Annotated in this window: 19 protein-coding genes; 10 read left to right on the top strand and 9 right to left on the bottom strand. The window is 47.4% G+C overall.

The window, feature by feature from the left end; all coding sequences use genetic code 11:
• Nucleotides 1-64: 64 nt before the first annotated feature.
• Together BLS44_RS06415 and BLS44_RS06410 are read right to left on the bottom strand one after the other, a co-directional pair.
• Nucleotides 65-1,261 (bottom strand): FecR family protein, encoded by a 1,197-nt coding sequence (locus tag BLS44_RS06415; RefSeq protein WP_090389241.1) that lies wholly within the window; start codon nt 1,259-1,261, stop codon nt 65-67.
• 105 nt (nt 1,262-1,366) lie between these two features.
• Nucleotides 1,367-1,954, bottom strand: a complete 588-nt coding sequence (locus BLS44_RS06410; protein WP_176954335.1) for an RNA polymerase sigma factor — start codon at nt 1,952-1,954, stop codon at nt 1,367-1,369.
• A 597-nt stretch (nt 1,955-2,551) separates the two neighbouring features.
• Between BLS44_RS06410 and BLS44_RS06405 the strand changes: the two genes are divergently transcribed.
• Nucleotides 2,552-2,986, top strand: a complete 435-nt coding sequence (locus BLS44_RS06405) for a c-type cytochrome (protein WP_218127702.1) — start codon at nt 2,552-2,554, stop codon at nt 2,984-2,986.
• Here the strand turns inward: BLS44_RS06405 and BLS44_RS06400 are convergent.
• Nucleotides 2,962-3,645 carry a chromate transporter gene (locus BLS44_RS06400; RefSeq protein WP_090389239.1) on the bottom strand — a complete coding sequence of 228 codons (684 nt, stop codon included), beginning with the start codon at nt 3,643-3,645 and terminating at the stop codon, nt 2,962-2,964. The genes BLS44_RS06405 and BLS44_RS06400 overlap by 25 nt on opposite strands.
• A gap of 15 nt (nt 3,646-3,660) precedes the next feature.
• Nucleotides 3,661-4,728: a flavin monoamine oxidase family protein gene (locus BLS44_RS06395; protein WP_245729119.1), complete on the bottom strand. Its 1,068-nt coding sequence runs from the start codon at nt 4,726-4,728 to the stop codon at nt 3,661-3,663.
• A gap of 265 nt (nt 4,729-4,993) precedes the next feature.
• Here BLS44_RS06395 and BLS44_RS06390 point away from each other — a divergent pair, with 265 nt between their 5' ends.
• Both BLS44_RS06390 and BLS44_RS06385 read left to right on the top strand, forming a co-directional pair.
• A complete protein-coding gene (locus BLS44_RS06390) occupies nt 4,994-5,893 on the top strand; it encodes a helix-turn-helix transcriptional regulator (protein WP_090389238.1) in 900 nt (299 codons plus the stop codon).
• Between the two features lie 82 nt (nt 5,894-5,975).
• Nucleotides 5,976-6,266 (top strand): hypothetical protein, encoded by a 291-nt coding sequence (locus BLS44_RS06385; protein ID WP_245729118.1) that lies wholly within the window; start codon nt 5,976-5,978, stop codon nt 6,264-6,266.
• 47 nt (nt 6,267-6,313) lie between these two features.
• On the opposite strand, the gene BLS44_RS06380 is transcribed toward BLS44_RS06385, so the two are convergent.
• On the bottom strand, nt 6,314-7,399 hold the full coding sequence (locus tag BLS44_RS06380) for a hypothetical protein (RefSeq protein WP_090389236.1): 1,086 nt from the start codon (nt 7,397-7,399) through the stop codon (nt 6,314-6,316).
• Nucleotides 7,400-7,707: 308 nt separating this feature from the next.
• Complete coding sequence (locus tag BLS44_RS26205) at nt 7,708-8,025, bottom strand: hypothetical protein (protein WP_143019682.1); 318 nt, start codon at nt 8,023-8,025, stop codon at nt 7,708-7,710.
• Between BLS44_RS26205 and BLS44_RS06375 the strand changes: the two genes are divergently transcribed.
• The 7 genes from BLS44_RS06375 (at nt 8,014) to BLS44_RS06340 (ending at nt 15,298) form a co-directional block, all read left to right on the top strand.
• Complete coding sequence (locus tag BLS44_RS06375) at nt 8,014-9,684, top strand: tetratricopeptide repeat-containing sensor histidine kinase (RefSeq protein WP_090389235.1); 1,671 nt, start codon at nt 8,014-8,016, stop codon at nt 9,682-9,684. The genes BLS44_RS26205 and BLS44_RS06375 overlap by 12 nt on opposite strands.
• Nucleotides 9,681-10,346, top strand: a complete 666-nt coding sequence (locus BLS44_RS06370) for a response regulator (RefSeq protein ID WP_090389234.1) — start codon at nt 9,681-9,683, stop codon at nt 10,344-10,346. The genes BLS44_RS06375 and BLS44_RS06370 overlap by 4 nt, the downstream gene beginning before the upstream one ends.
• A 123-nt stretch (nt 10,347-10,469) precedes the next feature.
• Nucleotides 10,470-10,679, top strand: coding sequence for a hypothetical protein (locus tag BLS44_RS06365; protein WP_090389233.1), 210 nt, complete (start codon nt 10,470-10,472; stop codon nt 10,677-10,679).
• A 10-nt stretch (nt 10,680-10,689) separates the two neighbouring features.
• Nucleotides 10,690-10,932: a hypothetical protein gene (locus BLS44_RS06360; protein WP_090389232.1), complete on the top strand. Its 243-nt coding sequence runs from the start codon at nt 10,690-10,692 to the stop codon at nt 10,930-10,932.
• A 4-nt stretch (nt 10,933-10,936) separates the two neighbouring features.
• On the top strand, nt 10,937-11,182 hold the full coding sequence (locus BLS44_RS06355; RefSeq protein WP_090389231.1) for a hypothetical protein: 246 nt from the start codon (nt 10,937-10,939) through the stop codon (nt 11,180-11,182).
• 1,042 nt (nt 11,183-12,224) lie between these two features.
• On the top strand, nt 12,225-13,988 hold the full coding sequence (locus BLS44_RS06345) for a right-handed parallel beta-helix repeat-containing protein (protein ID WP_090389229.1): 1,764 nt from the start codon (nt 12,225-12,227) through the stop codon (nt 13,986-13,988).
• A gap of 365 nt (nt 13,989-14,353) precedes the next feature.
• On the top strand, nt 14,354-15,298 hold the full coding sequence (locus BLS44_RS06340) for a TraB/GumN family protein (RefSeq protein WP_090389228.1): 945 nt from the start codon (nt 14,354-14,356) through the stop codon (nt 15,296-15,298).
• Here the strand turns inward: BLS44_RS06340 and BLS44_RS06335 are convergent.
• The 3 genes from BLS44_RS06335 to BLS44_RS06325 all read right to left on the bottom strand — a co-directional run bounded on the left by BLS44_RS06335 (nt 15,293) and on the right by BLS44_RS06325 (nt 18,264).
• Nucleotides 15,293-15,601: a hypothetical protein gene (locus tag BLS44_RS06335; RefSeq protein ID WP_090389227.1), complete on the bottom strand. Its 309-nt coding sequence runs from the start codon at nt 15,599-15,601 to the stop codon at nt 15,293-15,295. The genes BLS44_RS06340 and BLS44_RS06335 overlap by 6 nt on opposite strands.
• Nucleotides 15,602-15,698: 97 nt before the next feature.
• Complete coding sequence (locus tag BLS44_RS06330; protein WP_090389226.1) at nt 15,699-16,322, bottom strand: response regulator; 624 nt, start codon at nt 16,320-16,322, stop codon at nt 15,699-15,701.
• Nucleotides 16,315-18,264, bottom strand: a complete 1,950-nt coding sequence (locus BLS44_RS06325; RefSeq protein WP_090389225.1) for a tetratricopeptide repeat-containing sensor histidine kinase — start codon at nt 18,262-18,264, stop codon at nt 16,315-16,317. The genes BLS44_RS06330 and BLS44_RS06325 overlap by 8 nt, the downstream gene beginning before the upstream one ends.
• Nucleotides 18,265-18,363 lie beyond the last annotated feature (99 nt).

Raw genomic sequence — 18,363 nt, 5'->3', positions numbered from 1 at the left:
CTATGGGGCCTAATCCATAGCGGCTTTTTTCCTCCGGGCCAGCCAGAAAGTCTGTTTTTGCCGCTTAGCGGCTTACCGTGATCTTTTTGTGTGGCATATTTTCTATTTTAAAATGTACGACCCCCGTTAGTTCAATAATCTTCAGCAGTTCTGATACGGGCATATTCCTGGGCAGGTCTGCCACGCAGGAGTGGCTAAAGGGCTCCTTAAATACGATCTCCGCATCGTACCAGCGCCCTACCTGCTGCATTACGGAGCGGATGTCCGTACCGTTAAAATAGAACCGGTCGCTGCGCCAGGCCATTACCTCATCCAGGTCCGGCGAGCGGTCCAGCTTTAAATGGCCGCCCGTCCATTGGGCCTGCTGCCCGGGTTTTACATCCACTTCATCACCCCCGCCTTCCGGGGCCACTTTTACATGCCCTTCCAGCAGGGTTACCTTTACCATTCCTTCCTCCTTATAGGCGTTTACATTAAAATGGGTGCCCAGTACTTTTGTGGTTATCTCACCGGAGGTTACCATAAACGGCAGCATCGTCCCGCTGCTGCCAGGGGCGTTCATACGGGCCACTTCAAAATACCCCTGCCCCGTAAGCGTTACCCGGCGCTCGGTGCCGGTAAACCCTGTAGGATAGCTCAGGGCAGAGCCCGCATCCAGCCATACTTTTGAGCCGTCCGGCAGCACCAGCCCTACTGGCCGGCTACCCCTGGGTACCGTAAGGGTATTAACGGTGGCCACAGCTGGCGCACCCTGATAACTGATCTGTCCGTCTGCATTCTTATACACCCCCGTTCCGCTGCCAATACTTATTACATCCCTGGCAAGGCTGTCCAGCAGTACCTGCCGGCCATCGGCCAGCGTTATATAAGCCGTTGATTTTTCGGGTGCATTAATATCGGGAACTTTCTTTGCCATACCGGGGCCGGGGCTGTGAGGCCCTGCCGGCTTAAAAAACCAGTAGCCGCCCAGCAATACCAGTACTGCCGCGGCGGCGGCCCACCACCAGCGTACAACCCGTGCCTGCTTTTTTTCCGGCGGCTGCTGTATATGTTGCAGCAACTGCTGCAGTAACAATTGCTTTTTTGCATCCGTGAAGGCAGCCGGAGACCGGGGCTGTTGCAGCCGCTGCTCCACCGCATCCTTCAGCAGTTCATCGCAGGCGCCGGAAAGCAGCAGGTCCCTGAAGCGGATAGCCTCCTGCTCATCCAGTGTACCGGCATGAAATTTTTGAAGCAATGCATTAAAAAGAGAATGTGGCATTTCGTTCTTTGTTTTTTGACAACAACCGCTGTATATATAAAGACAATACCCCAACAGCGATGGCGTAATAAAGGAATATTTTTTTTTCCGGGGATCACCGTTTGCTCAGGGGCGGCACAAAAGCAGCAGCAGGGCCAGCGGGTACAGGTAGCGGCGCATATATTCCCGCACCTGGCGACGGGCCAGTTCCAGGTGTTTTTTTACGGTCAGTTTTGAAACAGCAAGCTGCGCCGCTATTTCCTCATAGCTCAGCCCCTCTTCCTCTGCAAGCCGGTACGCCCGTTGCTGCTGCTGCGGCAGGGTTCCAATGGCTTTTTGCAGCAGTTCCCCGTACTGTTTTTGCAAAAAACCGCTTTCCGGGTCCAGCGCCGGCCTGTTTTCCCGGGTACTGTAGCGGGTAATGAATTGTTCTTCACGTGCTCTTTTTTTCAGATGGTTCAACACCCTGTTGCGGGTCATCATAAACAGGTAACTTTCCAGGTTCTCGGCCCTTGCCAGGTGTTGCCGCTTTTCCCATACATCTATAAAGATCTGCTGCAGGAGCTCATCTGCGTCCTGTTCCGCTTTCAGAAAATACAAAAGGGCGTCATAAACAACAGGGCTAAAGTGCAGGTAGAGCTCTGTAAACGCATCCTGGCTGCCTGCAGCCAGTTCGGTCAATAATTTTTTCTCATTCGTCAATGATATGGGCAACGCAAACAATTTAATAATAAAAATCCGCAACAGCGTTAGGCCACTGCAATTTTCCAACTGTCTTTATTAAATACAGGATAATAAAAGTTTACAGAAATAGGGTATAAGCGCTAAAATACTGATTTGATCTTATAAAAGACAATGTATTATAAAAAATAAAAGGCAGGGTTATATTCCATACCCGGATGGTGCCGGTCTTCCGCCGGGACATGGCTTTTTATTAGCATCCCGTTCCTGCTTTGCCTGGCTATAAACCATGGAAAGTGGCCCCTGTAGCCGGGTACCCGTATCCCTCAAAAAAGATCAAGCTCCTTTAGGAAACCTTTTTTGTACCCCGGGCGAAAAGCAAAGGCGCGTTTATTATGCACAATACTGAACGCATTTTTGAAGACCCGCACTTTTCAGGTGTTTAAAATATTGGGCTGCCTCCGGGCTTTAAATGATACCCGGCTCATCACTGTTTATCCTTAATTTTAAAGGCAAAACAGAAACGGGGTTTTGAAACAACTGGCTGCCGGCTTTCCCGGAGCGCAATTTCTCCCAGCAGGAATTTACGGTGCCCAAAACAAAACTCCATGAATGAACAAATAATTTTAAATGGAAATCTTAACGGCTATACCCAGGAAGAAAATACCCTTCCTTGCAGCCTGTGCCCTGTTGCCCGTTATGGTATGGGCACTCGCCTGCAACCATGAACCGCACCAAACGGCCAGGGAGCCTGCCGACTATATAAAACCGATACCGGGCCCCAGCGACAGCGTGCCTGTTGCGGCAGCCAAAAAAGGGGAGGTGCTGGTCGGCTATTCCGATTGTTACACCTGTCATAAAGAGGACAAACGATCCAAAGGACCGGCGTTCAGGGATATCGCAAAACGGTATCCCGTAAACGAAGCTTATATTCAATATCTCGCAAAGAAGATAATCAGCGGAGGGAGCGGAAGCTGGGGAGCAGCGGTAATGACACCACATCCGGCACTCCCGCAGGATGATGCACAAACCATGGTCCGCTATATCCTGTCATTACGAAAGTAACACCCCACACACAATGGTTCCAACCGGAGTCTTATTCTGCCAACAGCCGCCTGTTGACCGTAACCACCGGGCGGGAAGGTGGCTGCAAACAACGACAGCCGGTTTTTCGATAGCCGGATCAGGCAGTTGAGTACACCTGACGCAAGGATCAATAACACTTCATTTATCCCATAAAGACTTCCCGCAAATACAAAAAGACAAAGCAACAATAAGGTACGATCCTTCCTTAGTGTATTACCGGCAAGCCTGAACACGGCCCCCATCACCAGCGCCGTGGTGGCCGGGCGTATACCCGAAATAAAGGGCTGCACATCGGGTACCTCGCTATACAGCTGATAGCAACAGGCAAAAATGAGGCAAATGATCGTGGCTGGCAAAATATAACAAACACCCGCAACAACGAGCCCCGGCCGACCGCCACGCTCCTTTCCGCAGTGCATCATGATCTCCACCGCATTGGGGCCCGGAACAATATAGCAAGCGCTCAATACATCCATAAAATGCTGATGATCGATCCACCTCCGCCTGACCACTACCTCCTGTTCAATGGCAGCTACCACACCGGCTATCCCCCCAAACCCGGTACTTCCTAATTTCAGGGAGATACCGGCAATTTCTTTCAATGCCTTTGTGCGGGTGTTATCTTTAACTGCGGCCATCAACAAGCGCCCTCTTTAAAGCTTTCGGAATGTATGACGGGCAGCAATAACGGCACCTTCCATATAGCCACCGAATGCCGATGCTGTTTCCGCGCCGCAAAAGAAAAAACGGTTACCCAGGTACGATTGATCCAGTACGGGATGCCCGTTGTTCTGGTGCGGGCGTTCTATAACCGGCTGCCCCACTGTTACCAGCTCATCATTCCATACTTTATCCAGATAAAGAACGGGATGTGCCGCCTCATTGCCCAGCAACCCTTTTAGCTGCTCCAATACCAGCTCCTCCCGCACTTCCTGCGAAAAGGACGCAGCACCGGTATTCAAAAAACCGGTAAGTGCAAAACGGCCGTTCTCAAAATTTGTATGATCGTATAGCTCCGTAAGAATACCTGCATGACTATATAACATACCGGAAAAGCCCTTGCTTCTCCAAAAAGGCACTTCGTACTCCAATACGACCTTAACAGCACCGGCCATCCAGGTATGTACTGCCGGCAGCAGCTCCTTTACAGCCCCGGGTATCCCGGGTACAAACGCTATTGTACCGGCCAGCCGGGGCGGTATGCAGGACACTACCTGGTCCGCAGTATACAGCGCTCCATCGGAAGTCGTCACTTCTAAGCCATCTTTATTTTCAGCAACGGCAACCACTTTTTTATTCAACCGGATCACCTCCCCGGGCAATTGCCGCTCCAATGCTGTGATAAGGGCTTGTGTGCCCCCTGCAAGCCTGTAGGAGGGAGCCTCTGATTCCGGTACCCAAAAGCGTTGCGGCGGTTCAAATGATTTGGTCTGGAAAAGAGATACTCCCCCGGAATACTGCGGGAATTTTTGCAGGCGCAGTTCCCCGATAAGCGCCAGCAAATGCGGATGTGCATCCGAAAACCAGGTAGCACCCAGCTCCATCGGAGTACCCAGCCGCCCGGCAACCGTGTGGATCCTTCCCCCTGTACGGGCAGAAGCTTCCAATAGCGTAACGGATCTGTTTTTTTGTTGTAACAAATACGCCAATGTGAGCCCGCTCAGTCCACCGCCAATGATCAGTACCTTCTTTTTAAAATCCATTTTGCGAAATTGCCACATCGCCATTTTAATTTATGGTAAAAATGAGAAAAAAAATGGTACTTATATGAGCTGCAGATCATTCAAAAAAGGACACCCTTCCGGTGCTTATTTCGGGAGCGCTATTCTAATAAAGGATTAAGCATTAAAATTCAAAAGCAGCCGCGGAAATAACCACGAACTTCCGGAACAGCAATACCCCGCGTTAAACATTTGGTCCGCTGCCTTTCCCAAACTTCATATAATTTAGCAGGGTCGCAAACACGATTAAAAAAGGCGGAGGACCATGGCAGTAAAAAAGACCGGCACCATTGCAGAATATCACCTGAACCGGCACGAGCCCGGGAAATTGCCCTTTGCCCTATATGATCTGAACGAATACCTGCAGCTTAACCAGGTTGATGCAACCAGGCCCCATATTCATAGTTTTTACCAGGTAATATGGTTTAAAAGCGGAAGCGGCACTCACTTTGTGGACTTTAAAGCGTATGAGGTAACACCGGATACTCTTTTTTTTATAGAAAAAAACCAGGTACACTATTTCGATATGAGCAGCAACTACCAGGGTGTCCTGATCCATTTCAATGAACTGTTCTTAAAACGGCAAGACAACGAAATGGACTTTTTGGTAAAATGTGACCTGTTTCACAACTGGTACCGCCCGCCCTGTTGTAAGATCACCGGCCCCTTTGATGCGGTACTGGAAGAGCATATCCGCCAGATCAAAATTGAATTGCAGCATACGGAAGCCTTCGGCAGCGATCTGCTGCTGAACCTGTACCTAAAGGCCCTGCTGATACAGGTACAGCGCGAGCGGAGCCGGCAGGAGCAGCATACGGGCAAAAAACCCTTTGCAATGGACGAAAAGCGGATGCAGCTCCTTCAGTTTGTGAACCTGCTGAATGATCATTACCATAAGGGGCTCAAGATCACCGACTACGCACAGTTAATGCATATATCCACCCGTACCCTGTCCGAGCTGACCGGTCAGATACTGGCAAAGACCCCTTCATTAATGATACAGGAGCGTATGATCCTGGAAGCCCAGCGTCTTTTATTACACTCCCACCTGAACATTAACCAGGTCGGGTATCGCCTGGGGTTCGACGATCCTTCTTACTTTGTAAAGTATTTTAAGAAACATACACAAATGTCGCCCAGCGAATTCAGGCGCTCGGTTACATAGAACTACCAGCTTTTTTCTGCTTTGTCCATTTTTGGGAGCTACTTCCTGTTCGATTTTTGCAGGGCAACTTTAATACAATCCAATGATGACAAAAGCATATCTCCAGATCAGCATGAACATCCCTGCAGAAAACAGGGAAACTGCTGCAGCAATATACCGGCAGTACCTGCAACCCTTTCTGAATACGATAAAGGGAGCGCAATCAAAAGAACTGCTTGTAAGAGCAGAAGGGCTTCAGGTATTACATGGTTTTGAAACAACTGAGGATGCGCAGGCATACCTTATGAGCGACCTGTTCAACAAGGATGTCGTTACGGCCTTAAAACCCTGTTTGCAAAATAATCCGGATATCCGGATCTATTCGGTCGTTTAAAAATCCGAATTTCAGCGATCCCTCATACAGGAACAACAGGCCCGGCCCTACTGATCCGGGTGAATATACTTGCGGATAATATAATCGGTAACCGGCTTCAACCGTAATCGCTGATCCACCGGGTGAAAGCCTTCCGATGTATAGAACTCGATCCCCCCGTTTATCTTTACGTACCAGATGGCTCCTTTCGATTGCCCGGTGATGGTATCCGGCCGGGTGATCTTTTTAAAAGAACGGAGCTTTTCAGGATCCAGCGCCACCACTAAAGTATCACCAAACTTTTGGGTACAGGACACCTGCCGGTAATGATCGCCGGCCCAGTACATGCATGCTTCGGTCCCCGGCAACGAACGGCTCATGGGAACGGTTTGCGCTTTATTTTTTTCAAGCCGGTAAACCAGCACTCCCGCCAATGCCAAGAATGCCACTGCAAGAATGCCGACCCGCATTTTAAAAACAGCCCCGGGTTTCCGAATCACCGTTTCCGGTTTTGCGGTACCCACCGGCCGTTCCTCATCCGGCTCCGCTTGCTCCCGTACTGCTGCTTTTTCAATCCAGACCGGGTCAGCGGGTGCCGTTCCGGTTCCATCCGGTTCCTGTGAAACTGCTTCCTTTTTCTCCCCGCCAGCCATCTCCGTTCCCGATGCTACCGGGCCAGGAGCTTCCGGCAGCCCGGGCTCGGGTCCCCCGTTTTCTGATAATCCAGCTTCATTTTCTTCCTCTTCATTCCTTCCTTCCACTTTCCCCGGTTCCTCAGCCGTGGCTTCCGGCAATGTATAGTGTTTTCCCAGTTCAAATGGCCGGGGCTCAAAATCAATCAGACAGGCCAGGAGTTCAACAACCCTGGTATCCGGGCTCTTCGTTTTCCCAATGATAAAATTCAGGAGCGGTTTCAACTTATCCGCCTTATAATTTTCTAACTTCTGCAATACGGCCTTCTGGTCGTTATCGCCGCCAAAAATATCGCTCAGTGTTCTTACATCTTTCCGGGAACATTTTCCGGTATATAGCACCTCCATACATGCTTCCCGAAGCTTAGCGGTGGTGGGCAAACTTAGCCTGGACGAAAGTGCATTTCTCGCTCTTTTGTCTTCATAATCACGCAGGACCAGTTTTGTATAATCAGCAAACATCGTCAACAATTGTGTGGTAAAACTAACGGAATTTCCGGAATTCCAACGGCATTTCCGGAATCGTAAACGGAATAAAAAGAATGACCGGAACAATCAGAATCAGTTAACAATCAACCATTTACATCGATCTACCTTTGTTTCCGGAATCAGTTTCCCATTTCCTTTGCTAAGAGATGGTACTGTACAGAACCGGTTCCCGGGAGCAGCGAAAGCGGCAGTAAATAACCGGTTTGGGAAGCGTTTACAAGCTTCCGCAATCCACGCTCCCACCCCTTCCCCAACAATGTAAGAAGCGCTTCTTACGCGGCTTAAATCGCTGCGCCGTAACCGGCTGCGGCATTCACTAAACATTTTAAAAACAATACCATGATTGAAATAATCATCGCCTTTTTCCTCGCTTTATGGCCCAGCCATCCCCATACAACAACAACCGATGGCAATGGAACTGTTATTATAGGTGTGCAAGCAGACGGACCAGATACGCCTCCTGATTCCACAAGCGGAGATACGGAGCCGATTCCTCCGAAACCGCTTTCTACCCGCCCATAAAAGCGCCAATTAAAATAAGGCAAGAAATAATCTTGCCTTATTTTTTTATTTTTAAGCCAAATAATATGTTGAAACAACTACATCCAATACTGCTGTTCTCGGTTTTCACCTTTTTTGGGGGGTGCAAAGAATCGCTCCGCAGCGTTCAGCGATCTTCTGCCTCCCGGGACTATGAAAAGGGTAAAGCTTTTTACAACAGCAACAACGACTCCGCCCTGTATTATTTCAACCGAGTCGTAGCTAACATTCATGATAGCCTGGAAATTGCCAAAGCCTATACCTATATCGGGATCATCCAGCTCAGATACGGTGATTATTTTGGCGCCCAGGAAAACACCCTTATTTCCCTCCGCTATCTGAAGCGTATGAATTACCGGAAGGAAAAATATACGATTGACCCGTACCTCATTTCCAATTACAACGAGCTTGGCCGCGTTAATGCCGCTTTAAAAAACTACCACGTTGCAATTAAATACTATGACGAAGCATTAAAGCTGACAAAGGATGACGCTAAAAGGATTATTACATTAAGCAATAAAGCCGTTGCCTACCGGCAAACAAAGCAGTACCCTCAGGCCATTGCCATTTATCAATCGATCATAGAAGGCGCAAAAGACAACCCAGAAAGATATGCCCGAATTTTGACGAATATTGCTTACACCCGGTGGCTTCAGGACTCCAGCTATTCAGCGGCAGCAGATTTATTATATGCACTACAAATCCGGGAAAAAGAGCGGGACTATGTGGGCCTCTACTCCAGCTATTCCCACCTCTCCGACTACTATGCCAGAACAGCGCCGAACCTCGCACTCACCTACGCAGAGAAAATGTACGACATCACCCGGCAACTCAGGAGCCCCTCTGATGAACTGGAAGCCCTCCAGAAATTAATAACCCTCAGTCCGCCAGCAGCGGTAAAAAAATACTTTACGCGTTACCAGTATCTCAACGACAGTCAACAAACGGCCTGGAGCAACGCACGAAACCAGTTTTCACTGATCCGTTATGAAGGAGAAAAAACTAAGGCCGATAACCTGGTACTGCAAAAAGCCAATGCTGAAAAAAAAGTACAGATCATCTGGCAACGGATCATCCTCTTTAGTGTCCTTGTGCTCACTATTATTGGTTTCTGGTGGTACCGGAAGCAAAAACAACGGGCTATCCGCGAACAGCAATTGAAAACCTCCAAAAAAGTACACGATGTGGTGGCCAATGGCCTTTATCATGTAATATCCAAAGTGGATCATGATAAAACCGGGGGCAAGGAACAATTACTGGATGACCTGACCCACCTCTATGAGCAGTCACGCAATATCTCCTATGAACAGCCCCAAAAGGAGCAGCCAGAATTTCAGGAGTCGATCGCGAACCTGCTAAAGTCTTTTTCATCTGAAACGACCCGTATCTCCATCGTAGGCAATACAGAAAAATTCTGGGGCCGCCTGCCATTCAATTCAAAAACAGAACTCAGGCATATTCTGCAGGAGCTCATGGTCAACATGAAAAAGCACAGTGCCGCCGCAAACGTAATGATCCGGTTTGAACCGGGAGAAAATCCGGCTAAAATTGTTTACACGGATGACGGTAAAGGACTTCCTGCCGATTTCCATTATGGCAACGGGCTAAAAAATACGGAAAACCGTATTTCCGGTATTGGCGGGCGTATTATTTTTGGCAAGGCAATAACAGATGGGCTAAAAATCGAACTGTATATTCCAGTTACACAATCAAAATGATCAAAAAAGTACTCATAGCAGAAGACCACGAAAGTATTAACCTTTCACTGCAGAAAACCTTTGAAGAATTTGGTATTACCAATCCCGATTATGTATATTACTGCGATGACGCCCTGATGCGTATTCAAAAAGCCATACAGGCCCATCAATCCTATGATCTTTTAATTACCGATCTTCACTTTGAACAAGACCACCGGGAACAAAAGATCGCCGACGGTGCTGCGCTGATTGCAGCAGCCCGCAAATTACAGCCAGACCTCAAGATCCTGGTGTTTTCCGCAACCGGCAAACCCGCTACGATCGAGGGGCTGCTTAACGAACAGGAAATTGACGGGTACGTTTGTAAAGGCAGGAATGATTTCAAAGAGCTCATACAGGCGATTGTACAGATAAACCAAAACCAACGTCATTTTCCCGGCAACCTGAGGCTATCCATCCATCAGAAAAACACCTACGAATTTTCAGAGCTGGATATCATCATCATATCCCAGCTTATTGCAGGAACCAAGCAACAGAAAATTCCTGACTACCTGAAGAAAAACCAGATCCGGCCTTCCAGCTTAAGCAGTGTCGAAAAACGATTGAACGCTATCAAAGACGCTCTTAACTTCACCACCAATGAACAATTGATCGCTCATTGCGTCAAAATGGGTATTGTCTGATTCACCTTGACCGGCTCCCGCAGCCGGCCAGGATGCAGTACCGGAAAACCACCTGTTTACGGGTTCCCGTAAAAAATATGATCTGCCGGACGCTATTTTTGACTCATAACAAATACCAGTAAAATGAGCAAAAGCTACTACGTTAACAAAACCGCACAAAACAACGGCGATCACGAAGTGCATACCGAAGGATGCGCCTGGTTACCCGAGCCGGCCAACAGGATATACCTGGGCAGCTATCACTCCTGCGGCGATGCCGTCCGCGAAGCAAAAAAGTACTACCGCCAGGTGAACGGCTGCTACTATTGCGCCAATCCCTGTCATACCCGATAAGATCCAACAAATGAAATTCGGTTACAGAAAACCATCCTTAACCAAACGCATTGCCGCCCGTACATCGGTGAAACGATACATCCGGCATTCGCTGGGTTTTAAAGCGCCCAGGGGATGGGGATGGATCACGAATCCAAAACGGGCCGCCTACAACAGGGTATACAATCAAACTTCCAAAGGATGCCTCTTAGTGCTGTTCGGTCTCTCCGGCCTTTCCTTTTTAATCATCCTATTTATCTTTTTTAATCCATAAGCCCATGTCATTCAAAAAGCTGCTATTGCTGCTACTGTTCTTTGCGGTCTTTGGTGCAGGCGCCTCTCATGCGCAAACAAAGAAAAAAGCCACCACACAAAAAACCGTTGCAGTTAAAAAAAGTAAATCCCGCAAAACCCAAACCATCACCCCAGATGACAGGGAGTATTATAACGGTCATAAACTTTATACCGGGCTGCGGGGCGGGCGGTATGATATCAACCGCAACGGGAACAAAATATATATATAGAAGCAACCAAAATCCCCATATACCGGCGGACAACACCAGCGTTCCGCCACGGCTTTCAATCGCGGCCGTTTGTCCAACCTGTGAAAAACACCTTTTATCCGTCAACCATATTATAAAACTATTAATTAAACACCCTACCAATTTTCCAACCCGGTGCCGGCCATCCATCCGGGGCTAACGGACTGAAAAGAAGCACCTCGATTTTTAACAACCCAGGTTACACAGTCCGAAAATGAAATTCTTTTTATTAGCATTTTTGCTTCTCTCCAGCAGTTGTACTCCCACAACTGTATATATCTGCGACAGCCAAACGGCCAGCCGGTATCATTATAAAGAACATTGCAGGGGATTAAAAAACTGCAACTACCGGATCATAAAAACGACATTGGACAGCGCCAGAAAAAGAAACCGGACGCTTTGCAGATGGGAACGATAGTGTATGGCGCTGCAACTCCTTTATTATTACCGCCTCAAGCAGATCCGGGTAAGCTTTACCGTAAGACCGGGGCTTCTGGCAGATCGCTTTTACACATACCATTATTCCGCGAAACAATGCTGTAACTAAAAGCGTTATCCGGTATGATCTCTTAGCTTTCCAGGCATACAATCCTAACCTTATCCCATCCAGGCCTGGAGTATACTTTCCGCCCCGGAAGCGCTTAACGGATAACGCAAGATACAGGAACGTTTACGCCCTGCTCATACCTTAGATCCCCAAAAAAAGTATTGAAGCCCCAATGCATAAAACCATCCCTCTGTATTATCCGGGAGTCAGATCTATGCCTTCGCTCTGGTGAAACGCATCATCAGCCTGAATATTAATTTTTTTCTTTAGCTTTGGACCATCTATTGTAAACTATAATTTAGACCGCTCACAAACCTCGTTGCTTTTCCTGTAATCTGAGTTTCATTGGCCCGGCTTAGACCAGTAAACAGCTACGCAATTAAAAATAACGATGAAGACAAACGCATTGCCTGCAATACCCCGCCAAGCCATCACATCCCTAATCAACTAAATACATCAGTACCAATTAACCACAAAATGAAAAAAAGTCAATTTTTGCTGCTCTTTTGCCTATGCTGGGCAGGGGCACTCCGGGCGCAATTTACCCCCGGAACCGGTAATATCCTTTATGTTAATAAACAGGTAACCGGCGGTAATCATACAGGGAACAGCTGGGCAAATGCTGTTCCCGAACTGGCCGAAGCGCTCAAATGGGCCAACACCAACAAAAGCAGCTGGACCACCGCAAACCCGTTGCAGATTTGGGTAGCAACCGGCGTTTACAAGCCAATGTATAGTCCTGCAGACGACAACTTTGGTAATAATGCAGACAGGGATAACGCCTTCCTGATGGTCAGCAATGTACGACTCTATGGGGGCTTTGACCCTGCCAACGGGATCATAAGCCTAACGGATAAACGCATCCTCCCGGGTTCCGGCGGCGAAGGCTCCGTGCTCAGCGGCGACAGGGGAGTTGAGAACGATAATACCGATAATGCCTATCATGTGCTTATTGCGGGCGGCGGGATGGGCGTTGCCCGGCTGGACGGTTTTACCGTAACGGGAGGAAATGCAGATCAGGACGACGGTGTTGCACTATCCGTAGGCGGCGGCGCGGTGCGCAGGCATTTTGGCAGCGGGATGTTCAATGTAAACAATGCGTCCCCCATCGTTACGCATAGCAGCTTTACCCGTAACACAGCCCTGGGAGGCGGTGGAGGTATGTACAACTACATCAACGCTTCCCCAACCATTAGCTATTGCACCTTTTCGGAAAACACCGCAGATTTTGGAGGGGGCGGCATGTGCAATGAAGTGGCTTACCCGGTCATTACATACAGTACGTTTTGGAAAAACACAGCAAACAGAGGCGGCGGTATATACAATCACCGAGAAGTTGCCCTGAAGGCAACCAACGTTTTGTTCAGCGACAATACCGTCACCAATCTTGGTGGAGGCATCTTTGACAACTCCGAAGGCAGCATATTTACCAATGTTACCCTTGTAAACAATAACGGCATCAGCGGGCTTTTTGCCAGTGGCATCACCTACTGGAACAACAGTATTGTATGGGATGATGCCCCCTATACCAACGCCGTAGCGCACAACAGTCTTTTCAAAGACAGCAGTAATACCGCCAACGGCAATATCGATGCCACCGGCTTATCGGGAACGGATATCTTTAACAACTTTGCCAATGGCGATTACCGTTTAAAAAGCGGCGCCCCCGCAATTAATGCAGGCAATAACCAGCTATACACCGACGCCGGTGGTGATCTTAATAATGATCAGGACCTCGCCGGCAATCCCCGCCTGGCCGGCAGCGCCATCGATATAGGCGCCTATGAATTCTCCGCAGCCCTCCCGGTACTATTTGGTCCGGTCAGCGCCACTATAAAAAATGGCCGGGTATTGGTAAGCTGGACCACGGAAACAGAAACCAATAATGATCATTTCTTACTACAGCTTTCCCCTGATGGCGTGCACTGGAAAACCGTGCAGACAATCCAGAGCAAAGCCACAGCAGGCAATAGCAATACGGTTCTGGAATACAATAGCACGATTCCCTTAACAACACTAAGTTTGGGTTTCGGAATGCTGTTACTGGGCGCCCTGGCATCCACCCGCCGCAGGCATGCCTTTGCAATAGCAGCAGCTATTTGCTGTGCATTGGCCTTTTCCTGCCATAAAAACACGGCCGTGGAGCCTGCCGGGAACGGGAAGCTGTTTGTACGCATTGTACAAATAGATAAAGATGGTACAAAGCAGCTATCTAAGGTATTGCAGGCGACACCGGAATAAATGCAGGAGGAATTTGCGGATCGTAGCTGTCAAAAGTCGTGTTATAGCAAGATGCTGTTCTGCCGCGGAGGGCAGAACAGCATCTATTAACGGATAAGTGCCGAAACAATCCTCACCAGTACGGCAATACAAAATAAAGAGGTTTGATACAGCCACAATGACCGAACTTTATGGTGGAAGATCTTCCGAAGTTTGTGAGCTCCCGGAGGGCCAAACTTTTGTATGATTTAAAACAACCTGCAAATGGGGTCAAATCGCCTGTCTGACGGGTTGCTCCGTCTAACGTCTAAAATTTAATTAAATTGCCACAAACTAATGCGTTTGATAAAATTGCCCGGGGATTAAAAATCCCAGGTCTGTCAACAATGAAGATCAGCTTGTTCATCCTTTCCTGTTTTAGATTTCCCATTGCTTCCGTTGCACAGGAAACATCGAAAATACAATCCGCGCTATGGAAAATAGAGTCTCCCACTGGAAAAACTTCATATATATTAGGCACCATTCATTCGTTTGGAAAATCCTGGCTGGATAGCTTCCCTATCATTACGAATAAAATCGAAGAGTCGGCGATATTCTTTAATGAGTCCAATGCCAGGCCCGGTCAGCCCAATAGCCACTTCTATCTGGATAGTTCTATAAAAGCTAAAAGGGCTGCTGTTTTTTTTGGGGACCATACCGGAAAAATCGACAGTTTCTTTTCATCGTACCTGGGAATGGAGGATGGATTCTCATCCATCATTGACAGTTGCACCAGCTACGCAATGCAGCAGCGGCAAATACTGATCTATACCAGGCTGCTGTCTTTACAATACAGGGATGAGATTTTAGGTATGCCATTTAATCCCCCTGATGAATCTTATTTTGCACCCATAGATTTTTTAGTTGAGGCTATAGCAAACTCAGCCGGTCTAAAAATATACGGACTGGATGATCCCGGGTATTTAAAGAAGACCGTTTATGATGAAGATTCTTTTAGCGGACAGAATGAGCTTTTGATGCTTGTCAATAATATTACGGCATTAAAAAAAGGCACTCCCAACCAATCAACAGAACGGGACAAAAACGATTATCAGTTATATAATCGCGGCCTTTTTGATTTTTCCATTGCCTATAATCAAAAAAGGAGTGAAATAGATTGGACTACGAATGTTAAAAGGAACCAAGCCTGGATAAAAAAACTGTTGCCAGTATTAAAACGGGATAACTGCTTTATAGCCGTGGGTATCGGGCATTTACTTTCGAATAACAGGTACGGGGTGCTGGATATCCTGGAAAGAAAGGGATTTAAGATATCTGAGGTCGCTTTATAGTAAAAACAGCCGGGCACACGCCAGGCAATGCGCACCAGCTGCAAGGCTTCCGGCTGAAACTTCCAGGCCCATCAGCACCCTGTTATTGCTAACGGTTCCGCCTGCATCCAGGCAGCCAATTGTAAAATATATTTCAGCATCTTTCAGTGCCGGATAAAGTTTTTTTAAATTGGCAATTGGCGTGTTCAATTCATTCGTTTTGTCTTTTAGAACGAGCGTATTGTGCCGGATTGATCTCCAGAAATCCGTAAATTTATTAATAACGTTTATATAGGTGGTATCCGTGTAATGCTCTTCCCTCATAAAGGCCTTTAACCCTTTTGTGCCTTTTTCGATATAAAGTTTGTTAATGAAGTATAATTTTTTTGAAATCCTGAGAATTACCGTGCTATCATTCCGGTTAAATGATCCCCGACTTGCTGGCCAGCCTTATTAAAGATGCAGAATTGTTCGTTTCAAATTTCGCTAACAGGTTTTTCCGGTGGGTATCCACCGTATTCAGGCTGATGAATAGTTTTCCCGCAATCTGGGGATTGGTGAGCCCGTCTGCTATTAAAGACAATATTTCCTTTTCTCGCCGTGTGAGAACCGGTTGATCTTTCAGTGCTTTCTTTTCCTGCGTATCCATATTGATATCCACGCTCAGGTACATCTGGCCGTCCATAACGGAGGATATCGCCCTTTCGATCTCTTCTTTGGAAGCGCTTTTCACCAGGAAGCCGTCTGCGCCGCTCTGTATCATTTGTGAAATATAACTGCGGTCGTTAAATGTGCTCATACCTATGACCTTTATGGCCGGAGATTCCTTTTTTAGCCTGGCAGTCAGTTCGATACCGCTTATCTCCGGTAAATTGATATCGGTGATCACTAAGTCCGGCTGCTCCTTTCTCACCATTTCCAACGCCATAAAAGCATCGCTTGCAGCGGCACATAATTCCACATAAAGGATCTGCTGCAGCATCGCGCGCATTCCTTCAATCACCATAGGATGATCATCTACCACAATCACTTTTAGTTTATCCATAAGGCTTTATTTCACATTCAATATATATGGAGGTTCCGTTGCCTGGTTCGGACTGGATGTCCATTTTCCCGTTCAGGTATTTTACACGGGATGTAATATTCCGCAGCCCGGCCGAATGAGGACCAACCGCCTCAGGATCAAACCCCTTCCCGTTGTCCTCCACCGTTATGTTCAGGCGCTGTTCATCGTGCCGCATGATCTGAACGAGTATGGCGGTTGCGCCGCTATGCTTTACGGCGTTGTTAAGCAACTCCTGAACGATCCGGTAGATCACCACCTCGATGGAATGATCCAAACGTCTTTCCATACCGCGAAATTCACACCGGATGGTAAACCCCTGTTGCTGCGACAAACCGTTGCTATAATCCTTCAATGCCTGCTGCAATCCAAATTTCAGCAACGTTTCCGGCATCATATTATGCGCAACGCGACGCATTTCTGAAATGGATGCTTCCAGGTTGTTCAAAACCCGGTTAAATGCCATCCCGTTTTCTTCTGTCAAAATCAAATTTCCTTTCATGGCGCCCAATTGTAGTTTTACACCGCTCAGCAAACCGCCTAAACCGTCGTGCAGATCCTTTGCAATACGGCTGCGTTCTTCCTCCTGCCCTTTCAGAAGCGATTGTGTAGCGAGCAATTGCTTTTCGGTTTCCAGTTCTTTAATGCGTTGTTCCTGTATTTTTTTTCGATTCCTGTAGTTCCGATAACTTAAGGCTGCAATAAGAAGCAGTGCAATCAAACCTCCGGTCAATAACCCGTTCATAAGATTTTTATGCCGGATCGTTTCTTCCTGGAACGCAAGCCGGGTGTTCTTTTTGTCCAGTTCAAATTTCTTTTCGGTGTTGATGGTGTTACGCAGCAGTTGCTCGTTCCACAGGGTATCCTGCAATTCTTTCGCATGCACTTCATATTTTTCTGCCTTCAGGACATCTTTTGAAAGGTAGGCCAATGAAGCCAGCTGGTCTAAATTCAGCAGCACTTGCTTTGAGAACTGATGCTTTTGAGAAACCGTCAAAGCTTTTTCTGCATATTGAAGCGCATCAGCGTAATCCCCCATATAGGTGTAATAGTACGAAATGCCACGCAAAGCGATCGTTTCAGTTTCGGGCAACTTGTTTTTGATGGCAAGTGCCAGCGCCGATTGATAGTATTTTTTACCCCCGGCCAATTGCTTTTTCCATAGAGATACATCGCCAAGGTTCAACTGGACGGTAGCCAGTAAAACCTCATCGTTGATATCACTGGCAATTTGTGCCGCTTCCCTGAAGTAAGTGCGTGCCGAATCTTTTTGATTGATACTTCCATACACCGTACCCAGATTGGTGAGCGAATAGGCCAGCATTTTAGGGTCATTCAGATCGCGGAATGCAGCAACGGCGGATTTCCCGTATACTTTTGCCTTATCGTATTGCTTCATCGAACTATAAAGCGTCTGCAAAATATCTTTAGCCTGAGCCATAAAGACTTTGTCATCCATCTTTTCCAACAGCACCAAACCTTTCTGGTACATTTCTACAGCCGGCTGATAGTCTGATAAATAGTGATATGAAGTACCCGTGTTAAAATAGGCTTTTGCCAATTGAACATCATCTCCCAGCTTTTTTGCCGCCTCAATACCGCTCAGATTCCACATCAGGGATGAGTCAAATTTTCCCTGCATGTTGAGGGCAAAAGTATAATTACTGATGAACTTAACTTCTGTCAGGCGATAATTGATTTTAATACCCAATGTACGGGCCTGCAGGTAAAAAGATTTTGACTTTTCCAGATCTGAATTTTCAAACTCCTGCCCGATCCGGATCAGTAACAGCACTTTGTTTTCGCCGTCTTTTGCAGTTTTTAAAACATGCAGCAAACTGTCTTTCACCCCCGGTTGCTGTGCATGGGAACCTGGTAAACAGGCAAAGAAAAGTATTGTGGAAATAAAAAAACGGACTGACATAACTCCATTTTGGATTCACAAATATCCGCAATTTGGGGTACAGGCCGCTCCCCCCTTCAGGGGATTTTTTATTTCTATAAAATCACCGGACAGCGGGAT

The organism is Niabella drilacis (assembly GCF_900101395.1).
Classification (GTDB): domain Bacteria; phylum Bacteroidota; class Bacteroidia; order Chitinophagales; family Chitinophagaceae; genus Niabella; species Niabella drilacis.
This window is presented reverse-complemented; position numbering and strand designations above follow the sequence as displayed.

Excerpts from the sequence above, each read along its gene's own strand:
- BLS44_RS06415 (WP_090389241.1), bottom strand. The coding sequence starts at position 1,261 with ATGCCACATTCTCTTTTTAATGCATTGCTTCAAAAATTTCATGCCGGT.
- BLS44_RS06405 (WP_218127702.1), top strand. The coding sequence starts at position 2,552 with ATGGAAATCTTAACGGCTATACCCAGGAAGAAAATACCCTTCCTTGCA.
- BLS44_RS06400 (WP_090389239.1), bottom strand. The coding sequence starts at position 3,645 with ATGGCCGCAGTTAAAGATAACACCCGCACAAAGGCATTGAAAGAAATT.
- BLS44_RS06395 (WP_245729119.1), bottom strand. The coding sequence starts at position 4,728 with ATGTGGCAATTTCGCAAAATGGATTTTAAAAAGAAGGTACTGATCATT.
- BLS44_RS06390 (WP_090389238.1), top strand. The coding sequence starts at position 4,994 with ATGGCAGTAAAAAAGACCGGCACCATTGCAGAATATCACCTGAACCGG.
- BLS44_RS06385 (WP_245729118.1), top strand. The coding sequence starts at position 5,976 with ATGATGACAAAAGCATATCTCCAGATCAGCATGAACATCCCTGCAGAA.
- BLS44_RS06380 (WP_090389236.1), bottom strand. The coding sequence starts at position 7,399 with ATGTTTGCTGATTATACAAAACTGGTCCTGCGTGATTATGAAGACAAA.
- BLS44_RS06375 (WP_090389235.1), top strand. The coding sequence starts at position 8,014 with ATGTTGAAACAACTACATCCAATACTGCTGTTCTCGGTTTTCACCTTT.
- BLS44_RS06370 (WP_090389234.1), top strand. The coding sequence starts at position 9,681 with ATGATCAAAAAAGTACTCATAGCAGAAGACCACGAAAGTATTAACCTT.
- BLS44_RS06365 (WP_090389233.1), top strand. The coding sequence starts at position 10,470 with ATGAGCAAAAGCTACTACGTTAACAAAACCGCACAAAACAACGGCGAT.
- BLS44_RS06360 (WP_090389232.1), top strand. The coding sequence starts at position 10,690 with ATGAAATTCGGTTACAGAAAACCATCCTTAACCAAACGCATTGCCGCC.
- BLS44_RS06355 (WP_090389231.1), top strand. The coding sequence starts at position 10,937 with ATGTCATTCAAAAAGCTGCTATTGCTGCTACTGTTCTTTGCGGTCTTT.
- BLS44_RS06345 (WP_090389229.1), top strand. The coding sequence starts at position 12,225 with ATGAAAAAAAGTCAATTTTTGCTGCTCTTTTGCCTATGCTGGGCAGGG.
- BLS44_RS06340 (WP_090389228.1), top strand. The coding sequence starts at position 14,354 with ATGAAGATCAGCTTGTTCATCCTTTCCTGTTTTAGATTTCCCATTGCT.
- BLS44_RS06335 (WP_090389227.1), bottom strand. The coding sequence starts at position 15,601 with ATGAGGGAAGAGCATTACACGGATACCACCTATATAAACGTTATTAAT.
- BLS44_RS06330 (WP_090389226.1), bottom strand. The coding sequence starts at position 16,322 with ATGGATAAACTAAAAGTGATTGTGGTAGATGATCATCCTATGGTGATT.
- BLS44_RS06325 (WP_090389225.1), bottom strand. The coding sequence starts at position 18,264 with ATGTCAGTCCGTTTTTTTATTTCCACAATACTTTTCTTTGCCTGTTTA.